17 protein-coding genes are annotated in these 19,599 nt (G+C 63.1%); 11 read left to right on the forward strand and 6 right to left on the reverse strand.

Annotated features, from left to right (window positions below; all coding sequences use genetic code 11):
• Nucleotides 1-52: 52 nt before the first annotated feature.
• The 4 genes from HU720_RS15605 to edd form a co-directional block, all read right to left on the reverse strand.
• Nucleotides 53-1,507: an ATP-binding protein gene (locus tag HU720_RS15605; protein WP_186520833.1), complete on the reverse strand. Its 1,455-nt coding sequence runs from the start codon at nt 1,505-1,507 to the stop codon at nt 53-55.
• Entirely contained in the window at nt 1,491-2,213 is a 723-nt protein-coding gene (locus tag HU720_RS15610; protein ID WP_186520834.1) for a response regulator, read from the reverse strand. The genes HU720_RS15605 and HU720_RS15610 overlap by 17 nt, the downstream gene beginning before the upstream one ends.
• Before the next feature lie 89 nt (nt 2,214-2,302).
• Complete coding sequence (locus tag HU720_RS15615) at nt 2,303-3,262, reverse strand: glucokinase (RefSeq protein ID WP_186520835.1); 960 nt, start codon at nt 3,260-3,262, stop codon at nt 2,303-2,305.
• Entirely contained in the window at nt 3,259-5,085 is a 1,827-nt protein-coding gene (gene edd / locus HU720_RS15620) for a phosphogluconate dehydratase (protein WP_186520836.1), read from the reverse strand. Before edd ends, HU720_RS15615 begins: the two co-directional genes overlap by 4 nt.
• Nucleotides 5,086-5,348: 263 nt before the next feature.
• Between edd and gap the strand changes: the two genes are divergently transcribed.
• From gap to HU720_RS15650, 6 genes are all read left to right on the forward strand, one after another.
• The gene (gene gap / locus HU720_RS15625) at nt 5,349-6,350 is read left to right on the forward strand and encodes a type I glyceraldehyde-3-phosphate dehydrogenase (protein WP_186520837.1); all 1,002 of its coding nucleotides are present in this window, start codon (nt 5,349-5,351) and stop codon (nt 6,348-6,350) included.
• Between the two features lie 257 nt (nt 6,351-6,607).
• Complete coding sequence (locus HU720_RS15630) at nt 6,608-7,120, forward strand: RNA polymerase sigma factor (protein ID WP_186520838.1); 513 nt, start codon at nt 6,608-6,610, stop codon at nt 7,118-7,120.
• Nucleotides 7,121-7,199: 79 nt separating this feature from the next.
• Nucleotides 7,200-8,162, forward strand: coding sequence for a FecR domain-containing protein (locus HU720_RS15635; RefSeq protein ID WP_186520839.1), 963 nt, complete (start codon nt 7,200-7,202; stop codon nt 8,160-8,162).
• Between the two features lie 130 nt (nt 8,163-8,292).
• Nucleotides 8,293-10,881 (forward strand): TonB-dependent receptor, encoded by a 2,589-nt coding sequence (locus HU720_RS15640; protein WP_186520840.1) that lies wholly within the window; start codon nt 8,293-8,295, stop codon nt 10,879-10,881.
• Between the two features lie 334 nt (nt 10,882-11,215).
• Entirely contained in the window at nt 11,216-11,809 is a 594-nt protein-coding gene (locus tag HU720_RS15645; RefSeq protein ID WP_186520841.1) for a biliverdin-producing heme oxygenase, read from the forward strand.
• A 49-nt stretch (nt 11,810-11,858) separates the two neighbouring features.
• Nucleotides 11,859-12,278, forward strand: a complete 420-nt coding sequence (locus HU720_RS15650; RefSeq protein WP_186520842.1) for a YbaN family protein — start codon at nt 11,859-11,861, stop codon at nt 12,276-12,278.
• A 5-nt stretch (nt 12,279-12,283) separates the two neighbouring features.
• On the opposite strand, the gene arcD (HU720_RS15655) is transcribed toward HU720_RS15650, so the two are convergent.
• The gene (gene arcD / locus HU720_RS15655) at nt 12,284-13,711 is read right to left on the reverse strand and encodes an arginine-ornithine antiporter (protein ID WP_186520843.1); all 1,428 of its coding nucleotides are present in this window, start codon (nt 13,709-13,711) and stop codon (nt 12,284-12,286) included.
• 429 nt (nt 13,712-14,140) lie between these two features.
• Here arcD (HU720_RS15655) and arcD (HU720_RS15660) point away from each other — a divergent pair, with 429 nt between their 5' ends.
• From arcD (HU720_RS15660) to HU720_RS15680, 5 genes are all read left to right on the forward strand, one after another.
• Nucleotides 14,141-15,568, forward strand: a complete 1,428-nt coding sequence (arcD, locus tag HU720_RS15660; RefSeq protein WP_186520844.1) for an arginine-ornithine antiporter — start codon at nt 14,141-14,143, stop codon at nt 15,566-15,568.
• A gap of 23 nt (nt 15,569-15,591) precedes the next feature.
• Entirely contained in the window at nt 15,592-16,845 is a 1,254-nt protein-coding gene (arcA, locus tag HU720_RS15665) for an arginine deiminase (protein WP_186520845.1), read from the forward strand.
• 69 nt (nt 16,846-16,914) lie between these two features.
• Nucleotides 16,915-17,925: an ornithine carbamoyltransferase gene (locus HU720_RS15670; protein ID WP_186520846.1), complete on the forward strand. Its 1,011-nt coding sequence runs from the start codon at nt 16,915-16,917 to the stop codon at nt 17,923-17,925.
• A 123-nt stretch (nt 17,926-18,048) separates the two neighbouring features.
• Nucleotides 18,049-18,978 (forward strand): carbamate kinase, encoded by a 930-nt coding sequence (gene arcC, locus HU720_RS15675; protein ID WP_186520847.1) that lies wholly within the window; start codon nt 18,049-18,051, stop codon nt 18,976-18,978.
• Nucleotides 18,979-19,035: 57 nt separating this feature from the next.
• Nucleotides 19,036-19,404 carry a DUF5064 family protein gene (locus tag HU720_RS15680; RefSeq protein WP_186520848.1) on the forward strand — a complete coding sequence of 123 codons (369 nt, stop codon included), beginning with the start codon at nt 19,036-19,038 and terminating at the stop codon, nt 19,402-19,404.
• 12 nt (nt 19,405-19,416) lie between these two features.
• Here HU720_RS15680 and HU720_RS24370 read toward each other — a convergent pair.
• On the reverse strand, nt 19,417-19,599 hold a 183-nt coding region (locus HU720_RS24370; RefSeq protein ID WP_238337706.1), incomplete at its 5' end, for a hypothetical protein.

The raw sequence follows: 19,599 nt of genomic DNA on the forward strand, positions 1-19,599 counted from the left end.
CTCCTACAGGGATCAGGCGCAGACGCGATAGTGATGTGATCCAGGCAAGCGCTCACTCGGCCATGCGCGGCAAGTACAAGGTCACCCGCAAGCCTCCCCCGCGCAAGTTCAGCAAACTCACCTCACCGCCATGGCTATGGGCAATATTGCGCGCAATGCCCAGCCCCAGCCCATAACCCTGCTGCTGCCCAGCCAGGCGGAAATGCGGCTCGAACACCTGCTCCAGGCGCTGCTCCGGAACGCCCGGCCCTTGGTCATCCACTTGCAGCACGAAGCTCTCGCGGCTATCGATCACCCGCAAGTGCGCCCGCTCGCCATACTTGATTGCGTTGTCGATCAGGTTGCCAATACAGCGCCGCAGCGCCAGCGACTTGCCCAGATAAGGCGCCAGCGCACAGCCCTCAAGGGTGATGCGGCCGTCACCCAGGTAGGGTTCGGCGAGGATATCGAGCAACTGGTTAAGGTCGATCGGTTCGATGTTCTCGTGGATATCGGTGTCCTTCACACATTGCAGCGCCCCTTTGACCAGCAACTCCAGCTCATCGAGGTCGCGGCTGAACCGGGCCTGCAACTGCTCGTCTTCCAGCAACTCGACGCGCAGGCGCAGGCGGGTGATCGGGGTGCGCAGGTCGTGTGACACGGCACTGAACAACTGGGCGCGCTCGGTCAGGTAGCGGCTGATGCGCTCGCGCATGCTGTTGAACGCCCGGCTCACCTCCACCACTTCGCTGCCGCCCCCTTCGGCCAGCGGCGCCACATCGGCGCCCAGTGACATTTCCCGCGCCGCCCGCGCCAGGCGCTTGAGCGGACGGGTTTGCCAGTGCACCAGCAGGCCGATGAACACCAGCAGCATCAAGGTGGTCAGGGCGATGAAACCGATCTGCTGGCGCGGCAGGCGTTCGGCCTCAAGGCCGGTGTAGGGTTCGGGCAGCAGCGAGGCGATGTACAGCCATTCGCCCTCGCCCAGGCGGATCTGAGTCACCAGCACCGGTGGGTTGAGCGGCTCCAAGGTAAGCGAATAGTGCGCCCAGGAGCGCGGCAGTTCGTCGAGCTTCAGGCCGCTGTTGAAAATACGCAGGTCGTCGGGGCTGACGAACTCCACCGACACTTCCATCTGCGCGCCCAGGCGTTCATGCAGCACCTGCTCGAACACCTCGATCACCGCCCGCTTGCGCGGGGTGACCGGCAGCACCGGCATATCCAGCGGCTTGTCATTGAGCGATACGAAAAACCGCGTGCCGCCCATGCTGCGCAACTGGTCCAGCACCAGTGGCCGGTAGGCGACCGGCAGCGAGCGGAAGTAGCTGACGCTGGCGCTCATGGAATGGGCCAGGCTGCTGGCGCTGGCGCGCAGCCCCTGCATCTGGCTGGCGCGCAGTTGTGCAACCCAGATCAGGCTCGAAAGGCCTTGGGCCAGTACCACCACCAGCAAGGTCAGCAGCAGCATGCGCCCCAGCAACGAGCGCGGCAGCAGGCGCCGCCGCGCCTCGCTAGGCCGGGCAGACATTGGCTGCCAGCAAGTAGCCACTGCCGCGCACGGTGCGGATCAGCCTGGGCGGTTTTTCACAATCGCGCAGGCGCTGGCGCAAGCGGCTGACCGCCATGTCGACGATACGGTCCAGCGGCATCGGTTCGCGGCCACGGGTGGCGTTGCCGATGGTGTCGCGGTCGAGAATCTGCTGCGGATGGTCGAGAAACAGCTTGAGCAGGGCAAAGTCGGCACCGGACAGAATCACCTCTTCGCCGTCGCGGTGGAACAACCGGTGGCTGACTGTGTCCAGGCGCCAGTCATCGAATGCCAGCACCGCACTGGGCGCCAGCGCCTGGCCAAACTCGGCGCGGCGCAGCAAGGCCTTGATGCGGGCCTGCAGTTCACGCGGGCTGAAGGGTTTGCCCAGATAGTCGTCGGCGCCCAGTTCAAGGCCGATGACCCGGTCGGCTTCATCGGAGCTTGCGGTCAGCATGATGATCGGCACCCGTGCCAGGCGCGGGTGCTGGCGCACCCAACGGCACAGGCTGAAGCCGTCTTCGTCGGGCAGCATCACATCGAGAATCAGCAGGTCGAAATTGCCAGCATCGAGCGCCCGGCGAAAGCCCTGGCCATCGGCTTCGGCCTGCACCTGCAAGCCTGCACGGCTGAGGTAGGTTTGCAGCAGTTCACGAATATCCTGATCGTCGTCGACCATCAGGATCGATTTACCGGCAGTACTCACAATGGTCCATCCTCTGGTAATCGCAGATCTTTGTGTCTGCTGTTCGCGCCCTCACCGACCGTGGGAGCGGGCTTGCCCCGCGATGAGGTTTACTGATCCAACGCTTGCTGCAACGCCACCCCCGCCCCCAGCAACCCGGAAAACTCAGCGGTCACCAGCCACACCGGCACCCCGCTGAAATAACCGCTCATGCAGCCTTTGTCGGCAAAGCTAGCCGCAAAACCGCTGCGCAGGAACAGCTCGGCAAAACGCGGTATCACTCCACCGACGATATACACCCCGCCGCGCGCACCCAGCGTCAGCACGTTGTTGCCCGCCACGCGCCCCAGAAACCGGCAGAACTGCTCCACCACCGCCAGCGCCCGCGGCTCGTTGCCCAGTGCTGCGTCGGTGATCTGCGCCGGAGTACGGTGCGTGGGGGTGTCGCCATCCAGCGCACACATGGCCTCGTACAAGCGCACCAGGCCACCACCACTGAGCACCGTTTCGGCGCTGACATGGCCGATCTGGCGGTGAATCTGTTGATGGATCGCCGCCTCGCGCAGGTTGCCGACCGGCAAGTCGACATGCCCGCCCTCCCCCGGCAGCGCCATCCAGTGTTGCTCGCCCAGGCGCAGCAGGCTGCCGACACCCAACCCGGTGCCTGGGCCGATAACCAGCGCTGGGCGCGACGGGTCGGGCTGGCCGGGGCAGACTTCGCGATACTCACCTTCGTTCAGGCGGGTCATGCCCAGCGCCATCGCGGTGAAGTCGTTGATCAGCAGCAGTTGCTCGACTTGCAGCGTGCGGCAAAACGCCGTGCGGCTGAGGCGCCAATGGTTGTTGGTAAAACGAAACTCATCGCCGTCCACCGGCCCCGCCACTGCCAGGCACACCGCCGCAAGGCCGCCGGGGGCGATGTGCTGGTCGGCAAGGTAGGCGCCGATGGCTTGCTCGGGGCTGGTGTAGTCAGCGGTGGCAAACACCTGCACCGCATGCAGCTGGTTGCCTTGCCACAGGCCAAAACGGGCGTTGGTACCGCCAATGTCACCCACCAGCAAAGCCTTCATTCAAGGTTCTCCAGTGCCGAAGTGAAGGCGCTCGCGCCTTTTTCGGCGGTGCTGAACGCCACCCGCATGAAGCCGAACAGCTCGCGCCCGCAGCCCAGGTCGTTGCCCTGGGGCGGCGCCGGCAGCTCGCGGGCGGCCAGTTCTTCAGCCGACACCATGATCTGCAAGGTGCCTTCGACACCATCGACACGCACTCTGTCACCATCGCGCACCCGTGCCAACGGGCCGCCATCGAAGGCTTCAGGGCACACATGGATGGCTGCCGGAATCTTGCCCGAAGCGCCAGACATACGCCCATCGGTCACCAACGCCACCTTGAAGCCACGGTCCTGCAATACGCCGAGGAACGGCGTGAGCTTGTGCAGCTCGGGCATGCCATTGCAACGTGGGCCCTGGAAACGCACCACGGCGACGAAATCGCACTCAAGCTCGCCGGCCTTGAAGGCATCGGCCAGCGACTGCTGATCATGGAACACCCGCGCCGGGGCCTCGACCACCTGGTGCTCGGGGGCCACCGCAGACACCTTCATCACCCCACGCCCCAAGTTGCCTTCCATCACCCGCAGCCCGCCTTCAGCCGAGAACGGCCGCGCCACGGGGCGCAGGATGGTCTCGTCGAGGCTGTGCGGTGTGCCTTCGCGCCAGACCAACTGGCCATCCTCGAGGAAGGGCTCCTGGGTGTAGCGGCGCAGGCCCGGCCCGGCGACGGTATTGACGTCCTCGTGCAACAGGCCGGCATCGAGCAGCTCGCGGATCAGGAAGGCCATGCCACCACAGGCCTGGAAGTGATTGATGTCAGCTTTGCCGTTGGGGTAGACGTGGGACAGCGTCGGCACCACCTCGGACAGGTCGGCCATGTCCTGCCAGGTCAGCTGGATGCCGGCAGCCTGGGCAATTGCCGGCATGTGCAGGGTGTGGTTGGTCGAGCCGCCGGTGGCGTGCAGGGCCACGATGGAGTTGACCAGCGCTTTTTCGTCGACGATCTGCCCAATCGGCATGAAGCTGCCGCTGGCCTTGGTCATGCGCGTGACCTGGCGCGCCGCCTCGGCAGTAAGGGCATCGCGCAGCGGCGTGTAAGGGTTGACGAACGAGGCGCCGGGCAAGTGCAGGCCCATCACTTCCATCACCAGCTGGTTGGTGTTGGCGGTGCCGTAGAAGGTGCAGGTGCCGGGGCTGTGATAGCTGTTCATTTCCGATTCGAGCAGTTGCTCGCGGGTGGCCTTGCCCTCGGCGTAACGCTGGCGTACATCGGCTTTTTCCTTGTTGGAAATGCCCGACACCATCGGCCCGCCCGGCACGAACACGGTCGGCAGGTGGCCAAAGCGCAGCGCGCCCATCATCAGGCCCGGCACGATCTTGTCACAGATGCCCAGCATCAATGCCGCATCGAACATGTTGTGCGACAGTGCAATGGCGGTGGACATGGCGATCACTTCGCGGCTGGCGATAGCCAGCTCCATGCCCGGCTCGCCCTGGGTGACGCCATCGCACATCGCCGGCACGCCACCTGCAAACTGGCCGACCGAGCCAATTTCGCGCAGGGCCTGCTTGATCTGTTCGGGGAAGTGCTGGTACGGCTGGTGGGCCGAGAGCATGTCGTTGTAGGCCGAGACGATGGCTACGTTGGCAGCGTTCATCAGGCGCAGGGTCTGCTTGTCTTCGCCGCCGCAACCGGCCACGCCGTGGGCGAAGTTGGCGCATTGCAGGCTGGCACGCATGGGGCCGTCACTGGCCGCGCCGTGGATCAGCTCAAGGTAGCGTTCACGGGTACGGCGGCTGCGGGCGATCAGCCGTTCGGTGACCTCAAGGATGCGCGGGTGCATGTACTGACTCCAGGCTGACGGTAAGGGCGGGCCTCAGGGGAATTGTCCCTCCAAACGATTGCGGCCTAGGCTCAATAACAGCATGCCTGGCACAGCCGTGGAGCGGCTTCCCGACCACTCGTTGTAGATTTAACAAAATACTGCCACTAAAAAGGCTTGTTTTCTATCCAGCAGTGCATAATCTTGTAATTCCAATAACAAAACCGTTTCAGTGAAGCTGCTCTTTGTGCCATAGGCTTCACCCGACTGCCAGAGGTAACGCCATGACCCTTCGCATCGCCATCAATGGATTCGGCCGCATCGGGCGCAATGTCCTGCGCGCACTCTACACGCAAGGCTATCGCCAGGACCTGCAGGTCGTCGCCATCAACGACCTGGGCGACAGCACGATGAACGCCCACCTGCTCAAGTACGACAGCGTCCACGGCATTTTCGATGCAAACGTTGAAGCCGACCATGAAAGCATCACCGTCAACAGTGACCGCATTGCCGTCAGTGCCATCCGCAACCCGGCAGAGCTGCCCTGGAAAGCCCTGGGTATCGATGTGGTATTCGAGTGCACCGGCTTGTTCACCGACCGCGCCAAGGCCGCCGCGCACATCAGCGCCGGGGCCGGCAAGGTGATCATCAGCGCGCCGGCCAAGGGCGCCGATGCCACGGTGGTGTACGGCGTCAACCACGACGTGCTGCGCGCCAGCCACCAGGTTATTTCCAATGCCTCGTGCACCACCAACTGCCTGGCCCCGGTGGCCCAGGTGCTGCACCGCGAGTTCGGCATCGAGCAAGGCTTGATGACCACCATTCATGCCTACACCAACGACCAGGTGCTGACGGATGTGTACCACGGCGACCCGTACCGGGCGCGCTCTGCCACCCAGTCGATGATCCCGAGCAAGACCGGCGCTGCCGAGGCGGTGGGCCTGGTGCTGCCGGAGCTGGCAGGCAAACTCACCGGCATGGCGGTGCGGGTCCCGGTGATCAATGTGTCGCTGGTGGATTTGACGGTGAACCTCAAGCGCGAGGCGAGCGCCGAAGAGGTCAATCAGGTGATGCTCGAAGCCAGCCGGCATTCCCGTGTGCTGGGCTACAACACGCTGCCGCTGGTGTCTTGCGACTTCAACCACAACCCGTTGTCGTCGATCTTCGATGCCAACCACACCAAGGCCAACGGGCGCATGCTCAAGGTGCTGGCCTGGTATGACAACGAGTGGGGCTTCTCCAACCGCATGCTCGACAACTGCCTGGCGTTGTTCCAGGCCAGGTAATCGAGAGCTGTCCTGGCCTCATCGCAGGCTGTCGCCAGCTCCCACAGGAATCCGCGTCAGGCCTCGATATTGTAGTGGTGCGCGGTCTTTGTGGGAGCTGGCGATAGCCTGCGATGAGGCCGGAACAGCTCTGCACATAACTGCGCACCCAGAACCCGCGGAGTGCTTTAACCATTATCCCTTTGTGACATATTCCCGCTTGACCGCACCTACGGATGATAAGCATTATCATTAACCCCGGACGGTCAGGTTTCCCCGTGAGTCAGTCTCGCTTCAATTCAGTGTTCCTCACCCAGCGCCTCAGCCTGTTGCGCACCCTGCAACGTATGGTGGGCAACCCGAGCACCGCCGAGGATCTGCTGCAGGAAACCTATCTGCGGGTCACCCGCGCCTTGGGCGAGCGCCCCATCGAGCACCTCGAACCTTTCGTTTTCCAGACCGCGCGCAACCTCGCGCTGGACCACCTGCGCGCCCGCCGGGTGCAGGCACGCTTGCTGGTCGATGACCTACCCGAGCAGGTGCTGCACAACGTCGCCGCCCCGGCGGGCAGCAGCGAAGACGCCGCTGCGGCCGAACAACTGCTCAAGCACCTGAGCATCAGCCTCGGCCAGTTGAGCGAACGCCAGCAGCAGATTTTCATCCAGAGCCGCCTGCACGGCGCCAGCTACCTGGAAATTGCCGAACAGTTGAAGGTTTCGGCCAGCACCGTCCAGAAGGAATTGAAACTGATCATGGCCATCTGCATGGGCGTTGCCAACCGTCACCAGTGACCCGCGCGCGCCGCAAAGGCCTTGCCATACGCAGGGCCTGCACTGATCATGCGCAGCACATGCTGCCCAAGGACTCCCCGTGACTGACCAGCCCTCCTCTCGCCCGACACCTGCCGAGCCGCAAGCCCGCGCCCGTGCCCGCGAACAGGCGATGGACTGGCTGATCCGCCTGCAGTGCGCCAGCGAGCAGGACACCGAAGCCTTCGAGCATTGGCTGGGCGCAGAGCCGCAAAACGCCGAAGCCTATGTCGAGGCCGAAGCGCTGTGGAACGGCGCGCCTATGCGCCAGGCTGCAGTAGAGCTGCACAACAACCGCCGCCGCTCGCTCGGCAGGCGCGTACGCCGCCACTGGAAACCGCTGGCCACCGCCGCCTTGTTGCTGGTCGGGCTGTTCACCTTCGGCAACCTGCCGGTGCGCCTGCAGGCCGACCATCTCACCGTGGTCGGCGAGCGCCAGCGCCTGCAACTGGGCGACAGCGTCAACGTGCTGCTCAACACCAACTCGGCGTTTGCCAGCGATCTGCACGGCGCCCGTCCGGTTGCACGGTTGCTGCAAGGCGAGGCGTATTTCGAAGTGACCGGCAATGGCCAGCCGCCGCTGGAAGTGCAAGCTGGCCCCTTGCGCGCACGTGTGAGCGACACCGACTTTGCCGTGCGTTACCTGGACGGCGAAGCCCAGGTGCGGGTGCAGCGTGGCGATGTCGACCTGCAAGGCAGCACCGACCAACGCATCCGCCTCAGTGCCGGCGACAGCATCAGCGTCGGCCCCCAGGGCTTCGGCCCGCGCCAGCGCCCGGACCTGCGCCAGGAACTGGCCTGGGTCGATGGCCGGCTGGTGTTCGAGAACTGCCCGCTGAGCCAGGTGCTGGCTGAACTGCAGCGCTACTACCCCGGCTGGATCATCAACCGCAACGCCCAACTGGAACAGGTGGCCGTCACCGGCAACTACCGCCTCGACCAGCCGCTGCAAACCCTGCGCGCCCTCGCCCACATCACCTCGGCGCAGCTGCACGAATACCCCGCACTGGTCATTCTCAACTGACCCAAAGTTTTTTTACGCGATCAACACGCCCCGCCCGTCTCGTTATAGCCAATACGACTGATTCTCGTTCGAAACCTCGAATTCGGGAACAACCAACGCCTATAACCTTGCGTGACAGGGAGCGCTTTCGATGTCCTCAGGTCCAACCCGCCCGTCTATTACTGCCCGTTGCGGCCAGCTTTCGCTGTTAACCCTGGCGCTGCTCGCCAGCGCCGCTGGCAGCCTGCCCGCGGCAGCAGCCGAACCCGCCCAGGCCAACAGCCCGCGAATGGGCGACTACCGCTTCGCCATTGCCCAACAGCCGCTGGTGTCGGCAGTCAATGCGTTCAGCGCGGTGACCGGTTGGCAGGTCGGCTTCAGCGCCGAGCTGGCCGACGGAGTAGCGTCGCCGGGCGTACGCGGCGCGCTCACGCCGGAAGCGGCACTACAGCGCCTGTTGCAAGGCACGGGCCTTGGCTACCGCAAGATCGGCAACGGCAATGTGGTGCTGGAGCGTCAGACGGCAGGCAACGTCATCGCCCTGCAACAGATGACCGTCAGCGCCACCCGCAGTGCCCAGGACGTCAGCCAGGTGCCAAGCACCGTCAGCGTTCAGGGCCGCGAACAGCTCGACCGGCAGAACGTCAATTCCATCAAGCAACTGGTGCGCTACGAACCGGGCGTGTCGGTGGGTGGCGTCGGCCAGCGCAGCGGCCTGAACGGCTACAACATTCGCGGTATCGACGGTGAACGCATTCTCACCCAGGTCGATGGGGTGTCGATTCCTGACAGTTTCTTCTACGGCCCTTACGCCCAGACACAGCGCAACTATGTCGACCCCGAGATCATCAAGCGCGTGGAGATTCTGCGCGGCCCGGCTTCGGTGCTGTACGGCAGCAATGCCATCGGCGGCGCCGTCAGCTACTTCACCCTCGACCCGGAGGACATCATCAAGCCCGGCAAGGATGTCGGTGCGCGCCTGAAAACCGGCTACAGCTCGGCCGACGAAAGCTGGCTGACCTCGGCCACCGTTGCCGGCCGCCAAGGCGACTTCGACGGTTTGCTGCACCTGAGCCAACGTAAGGGCCATGAGACCGAGTCCTATGGTGAACGCGGCGGCACCGGCCTTGAGCGCACCGCGGCCAACCCGGCCGATGCGCGCACCACCAACGTGCTGGCCAAGCTCGGCTGGAACTACGCCGATGACGCGCGCCTGGGGCTAACTTACGAGCACTACAAAGACGACCGCGACCAGAACCTGCTCAACGCCGTGGGCGGGCCGTTCGTTCCTGGCTTCCCTGCTTTCAACTCGTACCGCATGCGCCAGGGCAGCGACACCATCACCCGCGAGCGGCTGGGTATCAACCAGGAGTTCGGCCTCGACAGCCTGCTGGCCGACCATATGAAGTGGAGCCTGAACTACCAGATCGCCAAGACCGATCAGCGCACCGAGGAACTGTATTTCACTGGCGGGCGGCAGATGTTCCGCGACCGTCAGACCACCTACAAAGACCGCCAGTGGGTACTCGACGCCCAGTTCGACAAGGCCTTCAGCATTGGCGCCACCGATCACCTGCTGACTTACGGCACCACCCTCAAGCACGAGAAAGTCACCGGCCTGCGCCAGGGCACCGGCACCTGCCTGAACGTCGGCGGGCTGTGCACTGCCATCGGCCAGGTCCTGCCCCGCGACAGCCAGGCACCGGTCAGTGATTTCCCCGCCCCGACCATCAACACCTACAGCCTGTTTGCCCAAGATGAAATCCGCTGGAACAACTGGACCTTCCTGCCCGGTGCCCGCTATGACTACACCCACCTGAAACCGGAAATGACCGACGAATTCCTGCTAGGCGTGCAAGCCGGCCTGGCCACGGGCGCCACCGATTTCGATGATTCCGCGAAGAAATGGCACCGCTTGTCACCCAAGTTCGGCGTGACCTACGCGTTCAACGACCACTACACCTGGTACGGCTCCTATGCCGAAGGCTTCCGCACGCCGACCGCCAAGTCTATGTACGGCCGCTTCGAGAACACGACCCTGGGGTACAGCGTTGTGCCCAACCCGAACCTTGAGCCGGAAAAGAGCAAGAGCTACGAGACCGGCCTGCGCGGCAACTTCGAGGCAGGCAACTTCGATGTGGCAGTGTTCTATAACAAGTACCGCGACTTCATCAACGAGGACGCGGTCAAGGCCTCCGACCTGACCTCCGAGTTCCAGGCCAGCAACATCAAGCACGCCACCATCAAGGGCGCCGAGGCCAAGGGCCGCCTCAACCTCGAGCACTTCGGCGCGCTGCCGGGCCTGTACACCCAAGGCTCGGTGGCCTACGCCCAGGGCCGCAACGACGATAGCGGCGAGCCGCTGAACAGCGTCAACCCGCTGACCGCCGTGATCGGCCTGGGCTATGAACAGCAGACTTACGGCGGCCTGCTGAGCTGGACCCTGGTCAAGCGCAAGGACCGCGTGGACGACACCAGCTTCTTCGCCCCGGACGGCAGCAGCAAGCGGTTCCGCACACCGGGCTACGGCGTGCTCGACCTGAGCGGTTTCTACAAGGTCACTGACGACGTCACCGTCAATGCCGGCCTGTACAACCTGACCGACAAGAAATACTGGCAGTGGGATGACGTGCGCGGCTACGACGCCCAGGGTGAAGCCTCGGTGACCCAACCGGCCAACCTTGATCGCCTGACCATGCCGGGGCGCAACTTCGCCGTCAATGTGGTGTGGGATATCTGACCTACATCTGCTCTTTGCAAACCTGCACCGGCCTCATCGCAGGCTGTCGCCAGCTCCCACCGAGATCGCGCGCAGCCGCAGTATTGAGGCCTTGCCCAGATCCTGTGGGAGCTGGCGACAGCCTGCGATGAGGCCGGTGCAGGCTTGCACAGAACCATAGGATCTCCCACAGGAAAATCCCCGCTGACATGCCCTGTGTGTCGCGAAGCGGCCCCAGGATGTGCGCACCATCAAGAATCGCCGGGCTCGCGCCGGTTTTGCCGGCGGTTTTTTTACTGTCCCTGACCCGCTGCTTCGTCTTGTCACTAGACGCCCTATCAATCAAGGATTACCCATGACCGATCGCCCAACCCTGCGCTCGCAACGCCTCAACCAGGTGACCCACGCCCCGCACACCGAGCTGGATGCGCTGGTGAAGTCGCACAAGCCTTTCGACAGCCGCGAAAGCTTCGCCCGCTTTGTCGTCGCCCAGTACCTGTTCCAGTCCGAGCTGCAAGCGCTGTACACCGCCCCGCAACTGATCGCCATCGTCCCGGACCTGGCTGCGCGCTGCCGCGCCGATCAGGCCCGCCTGGACCTCGCCGACCTCGGCACCGAAGTGCCCACCGCACACCCCGGTGCCTTGCACAGCCCAAGCCTGGGTGAAGCGCTGGGCTGGATCTTCGTCTCCGAAGGCTCCAAACTGGGCGCCGCGTTTTTGATCAAACGCGCCGTGGCGCTGGAGCTGTCCGATACGTTCGGCGCCCGTCACCTCGGTGAGCCGGCCGGTGGCCGCGCTGAAGGCTGGAAACAGTTCACCCGTATTCTCGACAGCCTGGAGCTGTCGGCCGAAGAAGACGCCGCCGCCGAACGGGGCGCCGTCGCCGCCTTCGAACGTTTCACCGAACTACTCAAAGCGGCTTACGCCGCAGACGCCGCGCTGGCCTGACACGCTTTACCCGGGCCCCCAGCGGGGGCCGCACTGTTGCAGTGAGACCATGACCCGAATAGCCCGCTCGAAACTGTCCCGCCTGCTCTACGCGATCCTGGCCTATGTGAGCCTGGGCATCGGCTTGGTGGCCATTGTCGTGCCTGGTTTGCCGACCACCGAGTTCATTCTGCTGGCCGCCTGGGCCGCCACACGTAGCTCCCCGCGCCTGTCGGCGTGGCTGGAGAACCACCGGTTGTTCGGGCCGATCATCTACAACTGGCGCAATGGCAAGGTGATCAAGCGCCGGGCCAAGGTCAGCGCCACCCTGAGCATGCTGCTGTGCGCCGGCATCATGCTGGTTGTGCTTGGCCTGCGCTGGCCGGTGTATCTGGCAATCGGCGGTATGGCCCTGGGTAACCTGTGGATCTGGTCGCGCCCGGAACAACTACCCACCCCCACAGGCATCGACCAAGCCGCTGGCAAATAGCCTGCTTATAGGCTCAGCACTCCGCTATACAACGCATATGCCGCCACCCCGGCACCGGCAAGCACCAGGGCGAAAATCAGCTTTTCCCACCCGGTAAACAAACGCTGCCCCTGCTCATGCCTGGCCCGGGCAAACAGGATCACCCCAGGCGCGTACAACAACGCCGACAGCAAGACGTACTTGAGCCCGCCTGCATACAGCAGCCACACCGCGTACAGCAACGCAACCAGCCCCACCAGCAGGTCCTTGCGGCGCAAACCTGGCTGGCCGGCATAGCTTTCACCGCGCAGCGCCAGCAACACCGCATAGGCCGCCGACCAGAAATACGGCACCAGAATCATCGATGACGCCAGGTAGATCAGGCTGGTATAGGTGCCTGCCGACACCAAGGTAATCAGCAGAAACACCTGGATCATGCTGTTGGTCAGCCATAGTGCGTTGGCCGGTACGTGGTTGGCGTTCTCGCGGGCCAGAAAACGCGGCATGGTGCGGTCGCGGGCGGTAGCGAACAGAATTTCAGCGCAAAGCAACGCCCACGACAGCAGTGCCCCAAGCAACGAAACCGCCAGCCCAATGCTGATCAGCAACGCCCCCCACGGCCCGACGATATGCTCAAGCACCGAGGCCAGCGACGGGTTCGCCAACCCGGCAAGCTCAGGCTGGGTCATCACCCCAAGCGACAGCACGTTGACCAGCACCAGCAGCGCCAGCACCCCGAGGAACCCCAGCACCGTCGCCTTGCCGACATCCGAGCGGCGCAGCGCCCGGCCTGAATAGACGCTGGCGCCTTCGATGCCGATGAACACGAAGACTGTCACCAGCATCATGTTGCGCACCTGCTCCAGCACGCTGCCGAACTGCGGGTTGCTCAAGCCCCAGATATCGCGGGTGAAGATATCGGCGCGGAAAGCAAACGCGGCAATGACGATGAACAACAGTAACGGCAGCACCTTGGCCACCGTGGTCACCTGGTTGATGAACGCGGCCTCCTTGATGCCGCGCAGCACCAGAAAGTGCACCGCCCACAACAGCAGCGAGGCGCAGCCGATGGCCAGTGGCGTGTTGCCCTCGCCAAAAGCCGGAAAGTAGAAACCCAAGGTGCTGAACAACAGCACAAAGTACCCGACATTGCCCATCCAGGCGCTGATCCAGTAACCCCAGGCCGACGAGAACCCCATGTAGTCGCCAAACCCGGCCTTGGCGTAGGCATACACCCCCGAGTCCAGTTCGGGCTTGCGGTTGGCCAGGGTCTGGAACACGAACGCCAGCGCCAGCATGCCAACGGCAGTGATGCTCCAACCGATCAGCACCGCGCCCACATCCGCACGCGCAGCCATGTTTTGCGGCAACGAGAAGATGCCGCCACCGATCATCGAGCCGACCACCAGCGCGATCAGTGCACCAAGGCGCAGTTTATGTCCGGGTTCGCTCATTGCGCCTCCTTGAGGCCTATTTGTAATAACGCTGAAACAGCACGTTAACTAACGGCTCGATAACAAGCGCCAATGGCAATCAAACCGGGTGTATTGATAGCCGCAGCGTCTATCAAAACCGCGGTAATTAACGAGTTTTTAGCCGATAAATGTTGGTCTTGCGCAGTCCACCGCGTTTTTAAGTGAAAAATTTGCGAAACAGGCAAAAGCGACTAGTTTGAAAGTTCGCAGGTGAAACGGAGCGTTTGCTTTGGAAAGACATGGAGGTGCCAGCGCACAAGGCCTGCAGCAGAGCTGTCGGCATCCTCCAGGAGTCGCATGAAGGATTTTTCCGTACCTTCATGTGGGCATGACCTGATCTAAATCAGCGAATGGTAAAGGCGTCAGATTTAATCTGATGTCAACTTTCTCCTGGCACGGAGTCAATAAATGTCTGATTCTCCCGGAAAACTCAAACTGGGTGCACTGGTTGCACTTGTCGTCGGCTCGATGATCGGTGGCGGCATCTTCTCGCTGCCGCAAAACATGGCGGCCAGTGCAGGCGTCGGTGCTGTCTTGATCGGTTGGGCCATCACCGCAGTCGGCATGCTCACCCTCGCCTTCGTGTTCCAGACCCTGGCCAATCGCAAGCCTGACCTGGACGGCGGGGTGTACGCCTACGCCAAGGCCGGGTTCGGTGACTACATGGGCTTTTCCTCAGCCTGGGGCTACTGGATCAGCGCCTGGCTGGGCAACGTCGGCTACTTCGTGCTGTTGTTCAGCACCTTGGGCTATTTCTTCCCGGTGTTCGGTGAAGGCAATACCCCAGCAGCGGTAATCGGCGCCTCGGTGCTGCTATGGGCGGTGCATTTTCTGGTGCTGCGCGGCATCAAGGAAGCAGCGTTCATCAACCTGGTCACCACCGTGGCCAAAGTGGTGCCGCTGGCGCTGTTCGCGCTGATCTGCCTGTTTGCCTTCCGGCTCGACATCTTCACCGCCGACATCTGGGCCGTCGGCACGCCGGAGCTGGGCAGTGTGATGGACCAGGTGCGCAACATGATGCTGGTCACCGTGTGGGTGTTCATCGGCATCGAAGGCGCAAGCATCTTCTCTTCACGCGCCGAAAAACGCGCCGATGTCGGCAAGGCGACGGTGATCGGTTTCGTCACCGTGCTGCTGTTCCTGGTGCTGGTGAACGTGCTGTCGCTGGGGGTGATGACCCAGCCAGAACTGGCCAAGCTGCAGAACCCGTCGATGGCCGCCGTGCTTGAGCATGTGGTCGGCCACTGGGGCGCGGTGCTGATCAGCGTGGGGCTGATCATCTCGCTGCTGGGGGCGCTGCTGTCGTGGGTGCTGCTGTGCGCCGAGATCATGTTCGCCGCCGCCAAGGACCACACCATGCCGGAGTTCCTGCGCCGCGAGAACGCGAACCAGGTGCCGGCCAACGCCCTGTGGCTGACCAACGCCATGGTGCAGATCTTCCTGGTGATCACGCTGTTCTCCAACAGCACCTACCTGTCGCTGATCTACCTCGCCACCTCGATGATCCTGGTGCCTTACCTGTGGTCGGCGGCCTACGCGGTGTTGCTCGCCTGGCGCAACGAGACCTACGAACAGGCCCTGGCCGAGCGCAAGAAGGACCTGATCATCGGCGGCATCGCCCTGGTGTACGCCATCTGGCTGCTGTATGCGGGCGGCGTGAAGTACCTGCTGCTGTCGGCGCTGCTGTACGCCCCTGGCGCGATCCTGTTCGCCAAGGCCAAGCACGAGATGGGCCAGCCGATCTTCACCAGCCTTGAAAAGCTCATTTTCGCCGCCGTGGTAATCGGCGCGCTGGTAGCCGCCTACGGGCTCTACGACGGCTTCCTGACCTTGTGACCCCTTTACTGGAGGAATAGACCATGTCCACTGAGAAACAGAAATACGGCGTCCACTCCGAGGCCGGCAAACTGCGCAAAGTGATGGTGTGCTCCCCGGGCCTTGCGCACAAGCGCCTGACCCCGAGCAACTGCGACGAACTGTTGTTCGACGATGTGATCTGGGTCGACCAGGCCAAGCGCGACCACTTCGACTTCGTTACCAAGATGCGCGAGCGCGGCGTCGATGTGCTGGAGATGCACAACCTGCTCACCGACATCGTCCGCCAGCCCGAAGCGCTGAAGTGGATTCTGGACCGCAAGATCACCGCAGACACCGTCGGCCTGGGCTTGACCAGCGAAGTCCGCAGTTGGCTCGAAGGCCTGGAGCCACGCCACCTGGCTGAGTTCCTGATTGGCGGTGTCGCCGGCCAGGACCTGCCGCAGAGCGAAGGCGCCGATGTGGTCAAGATGTACAACGACTACCTCGGCCACTCAAGTTTCATCCTGCCGCCACTGCCCAACACCCAGTTCACCCGTGACACCACCTGCTGGATCTACGGCGGTGTCACCCTGAACCCCATGTACTGGCCGGCGCGACGCCAGGAAACCCTGCTGACCACCGCCATCTACAAGTTCCACCCCGAGTTCACCGGCGCCGACTTCCAGGTGTGGTACGGCGACCCGGACAAGCAGCACGGCAATGCCACCCTCGAAGGCGGTGACGTCATGCCGATCGGCAACGGCATCGTGCTGATCGGCATGGGCGAGCGCACCTCGCGCCAGGCCATCGGCCAGTTGGCGCAGAGCCTGTTCGAGAAAGGCGCGGTCAAGGAAGTGATCGTCGCCGGGCTGCCCAAATCCCGTGCGGCGATGCACCTGGACACCGTGTTCAGCTTCTGCGACCGCGACCTGGTGACGGTCTTCCCGGAAGTGGTCAGCGAGATCGTGCCGTTCATCATTCGCCCGGACGAAACCAAGCCGTACGGCATGGATGTGCGGCGTATCAACAAGTCGTTCATCGAGGTGGTGGGCGAGCAGTTGGGCGTCAAGCTGCGCGTGGTCGAGACCGGCGGCAACAGCTTTGCCGCCGAGCGCGAGCAGTGGGATGACGGCAACAACGTGGTGGCCCTGGAACCGGGCGTGGTCATCGGCTACGACCGCAACACCTACACCAACACCCTGCTGCGCAAGGCCGGGATCGAGGTCATCACCATCAGTGCCGGCGAACTCGGCCGGGGCCGTGGCGGCGGCCACTGCATGACCTGCCCAATCGTACGCGACCCTATCGATTACTAACGTCCACTGACCCAGGCGGGCGCCCACCCGGCGCCGGCCTGGCGATTACCGAACCTAAGGAGAATCATCATGGCGTTCAACATCCATAACCGTAACCTGCTCAGCCTCGAACACCACACCACCCGCGAGCTGCGTTACCTGCTGGACCTGTCGCGCGACCTCAAGCGTGCCAAGTACACCGGCACCGAGCAGCAACACCTGAAGGGCAACAACATTGCCCTGATCTTTGAAAAAACCTCCACCCGTACCCGCTGCGCGTTCGAGGTGGCGGCCTACGACCAAGGCGCCAATGTCACCTATATCGACCCCAATTCCTCGCAGATCGGCCACAAAGAAAGCATGAAGGACACCGCCCGGGTACTTGGGCGCATGTATGACGCCATCGAGTATCGCGGCTTCAAGCAGGAAATCGTCGAGGAGCTGGCCAAGTTCGCCGGGGTGCCGGTATTCAACGGCCTGACCGACGAGTATCACCCCACGCAAATGATCGCCGACGTGCTGACCATGCGTGAAAACAGCGACAAGCCGCTGCACGACATCAGCTACGCCTACCTGGGCGATGCACGCAACAACATGGGCAACTCGCTGCTGTTGATCGGCGCCAAGCTGGGCATGGACGTGCGCATCGCCGCCCCCAAGGCGCTGTGGCCCCATGACGACCTGGTCGAACGCTGCCACAAGTACGCCGAAGAAAGCGGCGCGCGCATCACCCTGACTGAAGACCCGAAAGCGGCGGTCAAGGGGGTGGACTTTGTGCACACCGATGTCTGGGTGTCGATGGGCGAGCCGGTCGAGGCGTGGGGCGAGCGCATTCAGCAACTGCTGCCCTACCAGGTCAACAAGGAGCTGATGAAAGCCACGGGCAACCCGCGCAGCAAGTTCATGCATTGCCTGCCGGCGTTCCATAACAGCGATACCAAGGTGGGCAAACAGATCGCCGAACAGTATCCGCACTTGGCCAACGGCATCGAAGTCACCGACGACGTGTTCGAGTCGCCCGCCTGCATCGCCTTCGAGCAGGCAGAAAACCGCATGCATACGATCAAGGCGATCCTGGTGTCGACCCTGGCTGATCTGTAACGCCAAAGGCAGGTTCCTTGTGGGAGCGGGCCTGCCGCGCGATAGCGTCCGCTGCTGCGACGCCATGGCGGGGCAAGCCCGCACCCACGGAACCGCCCCACAGCCCCACTGAAGGACTTCCCCATGCGTATCGTGGTTGCTTTGGGCGGTAACGCCCTGCTGCGTCGCGGCGAGCCGATGACCGCCGACAACCAGCGCAGCAATATCCGCACCGCCGCCGAGCGGATCGCAAAAATCCATGCCGGCAACGAGCTGGTCATCGCCCACGGCAACGGCCCGCAAGTGGGCCTGCTGTCGCTGCAGGGCATGGCCTACAAGCCCGATGAGGCCTACCCGCTGGACGTGCTCGGCGCCGAAACCGAAGGCATGATCGGCTACATGATCGAACAGGAACTCGGCAACCTGCTCGACTTCGAAGTGCCGTTCGCCACCCTGCTCACCCAGGTCGAGGTCGACGCCAACGACCCGGCATTCCAGGACCCGACCAAGTTCATCGGCCCGGTCTACAGCAAGGACGAAGCCGAACGCCTGGCCAAGGAAAAGGGCTGGGTGGTCAAGCCAGACGGTGACAAGTACCGGCGTGTGGTCGCCAGCCCCAAACCCAAGCGCATTTTCGAAATCCGCCCGATCAAGTGGCTGCTGGAAAAAAGCAGCATCGTGATTTGCGCAGGCGGTGGTGGCATTCCGACCATGTACGACGAGAACCGCAAGCTCAAGGGCATCGAGGCGGTGATCGACAAGGACCTGTGCTCAGCTCTGCTGGCCGAGCAACTGGAAGCCGACCTTTTGATAATCGCCACCGACGTGGATGCCGCCTACATTGATTTTGGCAAGCCGACACAAAAGGCCATCGCCCAGGCTCACCCCGACGAGCTGGAAAAACTCGGCTTTGCCGCAGGTTCCATGGGGCCGAAGGTACAGGCTGCGTGCGACTTTGCGCGCCACACCGGCAAAGTCGCGGTGATCAGCTCGCTGGAGAACATCGAGGCTATCGTCAAAGGCACTGCCGGCACGCGGGTGTCTACGGCCCAGCCGGGGATCAGCTACCGTTGAATGCAGTTGGCCGGTGCCTGGCGCCGGCCGTTTTCACACTTTGCGGAGGATTTCACCGTGGCGCAGTTCCAACCTGGTCATGTCCATATCATGCGCACAGCGCTGAACAGCAACGACTACAGCTACGAGCTCAACATCAATTACGAAGTAGGCCAAGACCCCAGGGAAGGCCGCGGCATCGAGTTCCGCATGCATGGCAGCATCGAAGGCAAGCCGGTGGATGAGAAGTTCTTCCTGACCAAGGACCAGGTGTTGCCGAGCTTTCTCAGCATTACCACGCGCAAGGCTCAGTCCTACCTGCCCGAAGGCAAGAAGTTCGAAAGCCTGGGTTCGCCGCACAAATTGTACGACGCCATGTTCGAGGATATCCGCGCCAAGCTGGATGTGAAGTCCGGCGACCCGATCAAGCCTGAGCATTTGCAGTAGGGCAGGCACTCCTCACCCCCATGCTTTGCGCAAGCCTGTTCCAGCCTCATCGCAGGCTGGCGCCAGCTTCCACAGAAACCGCGTATCGCCGCAATATTGAGGGCTGGCCGAGATCCCTGTGGGAGATTCTATGGTTTCGGGCAAGTCGCTTTTGATTGTGTAGGAGCGGCCTTGTGTCGCGAAAGGGCTGCGAAG

This window comes from Pseudomonas sp. SWRI51 (assembly GCF_014268825.1).
Taxonomy (GTDB): domain Bacteria; phylum Pseudomonadota; class Gammaproteobacteria; order Pseudomonadales; family Pseudomonadaceae; genus Aquipseudomonas; species Aquipseudomonas farsensis.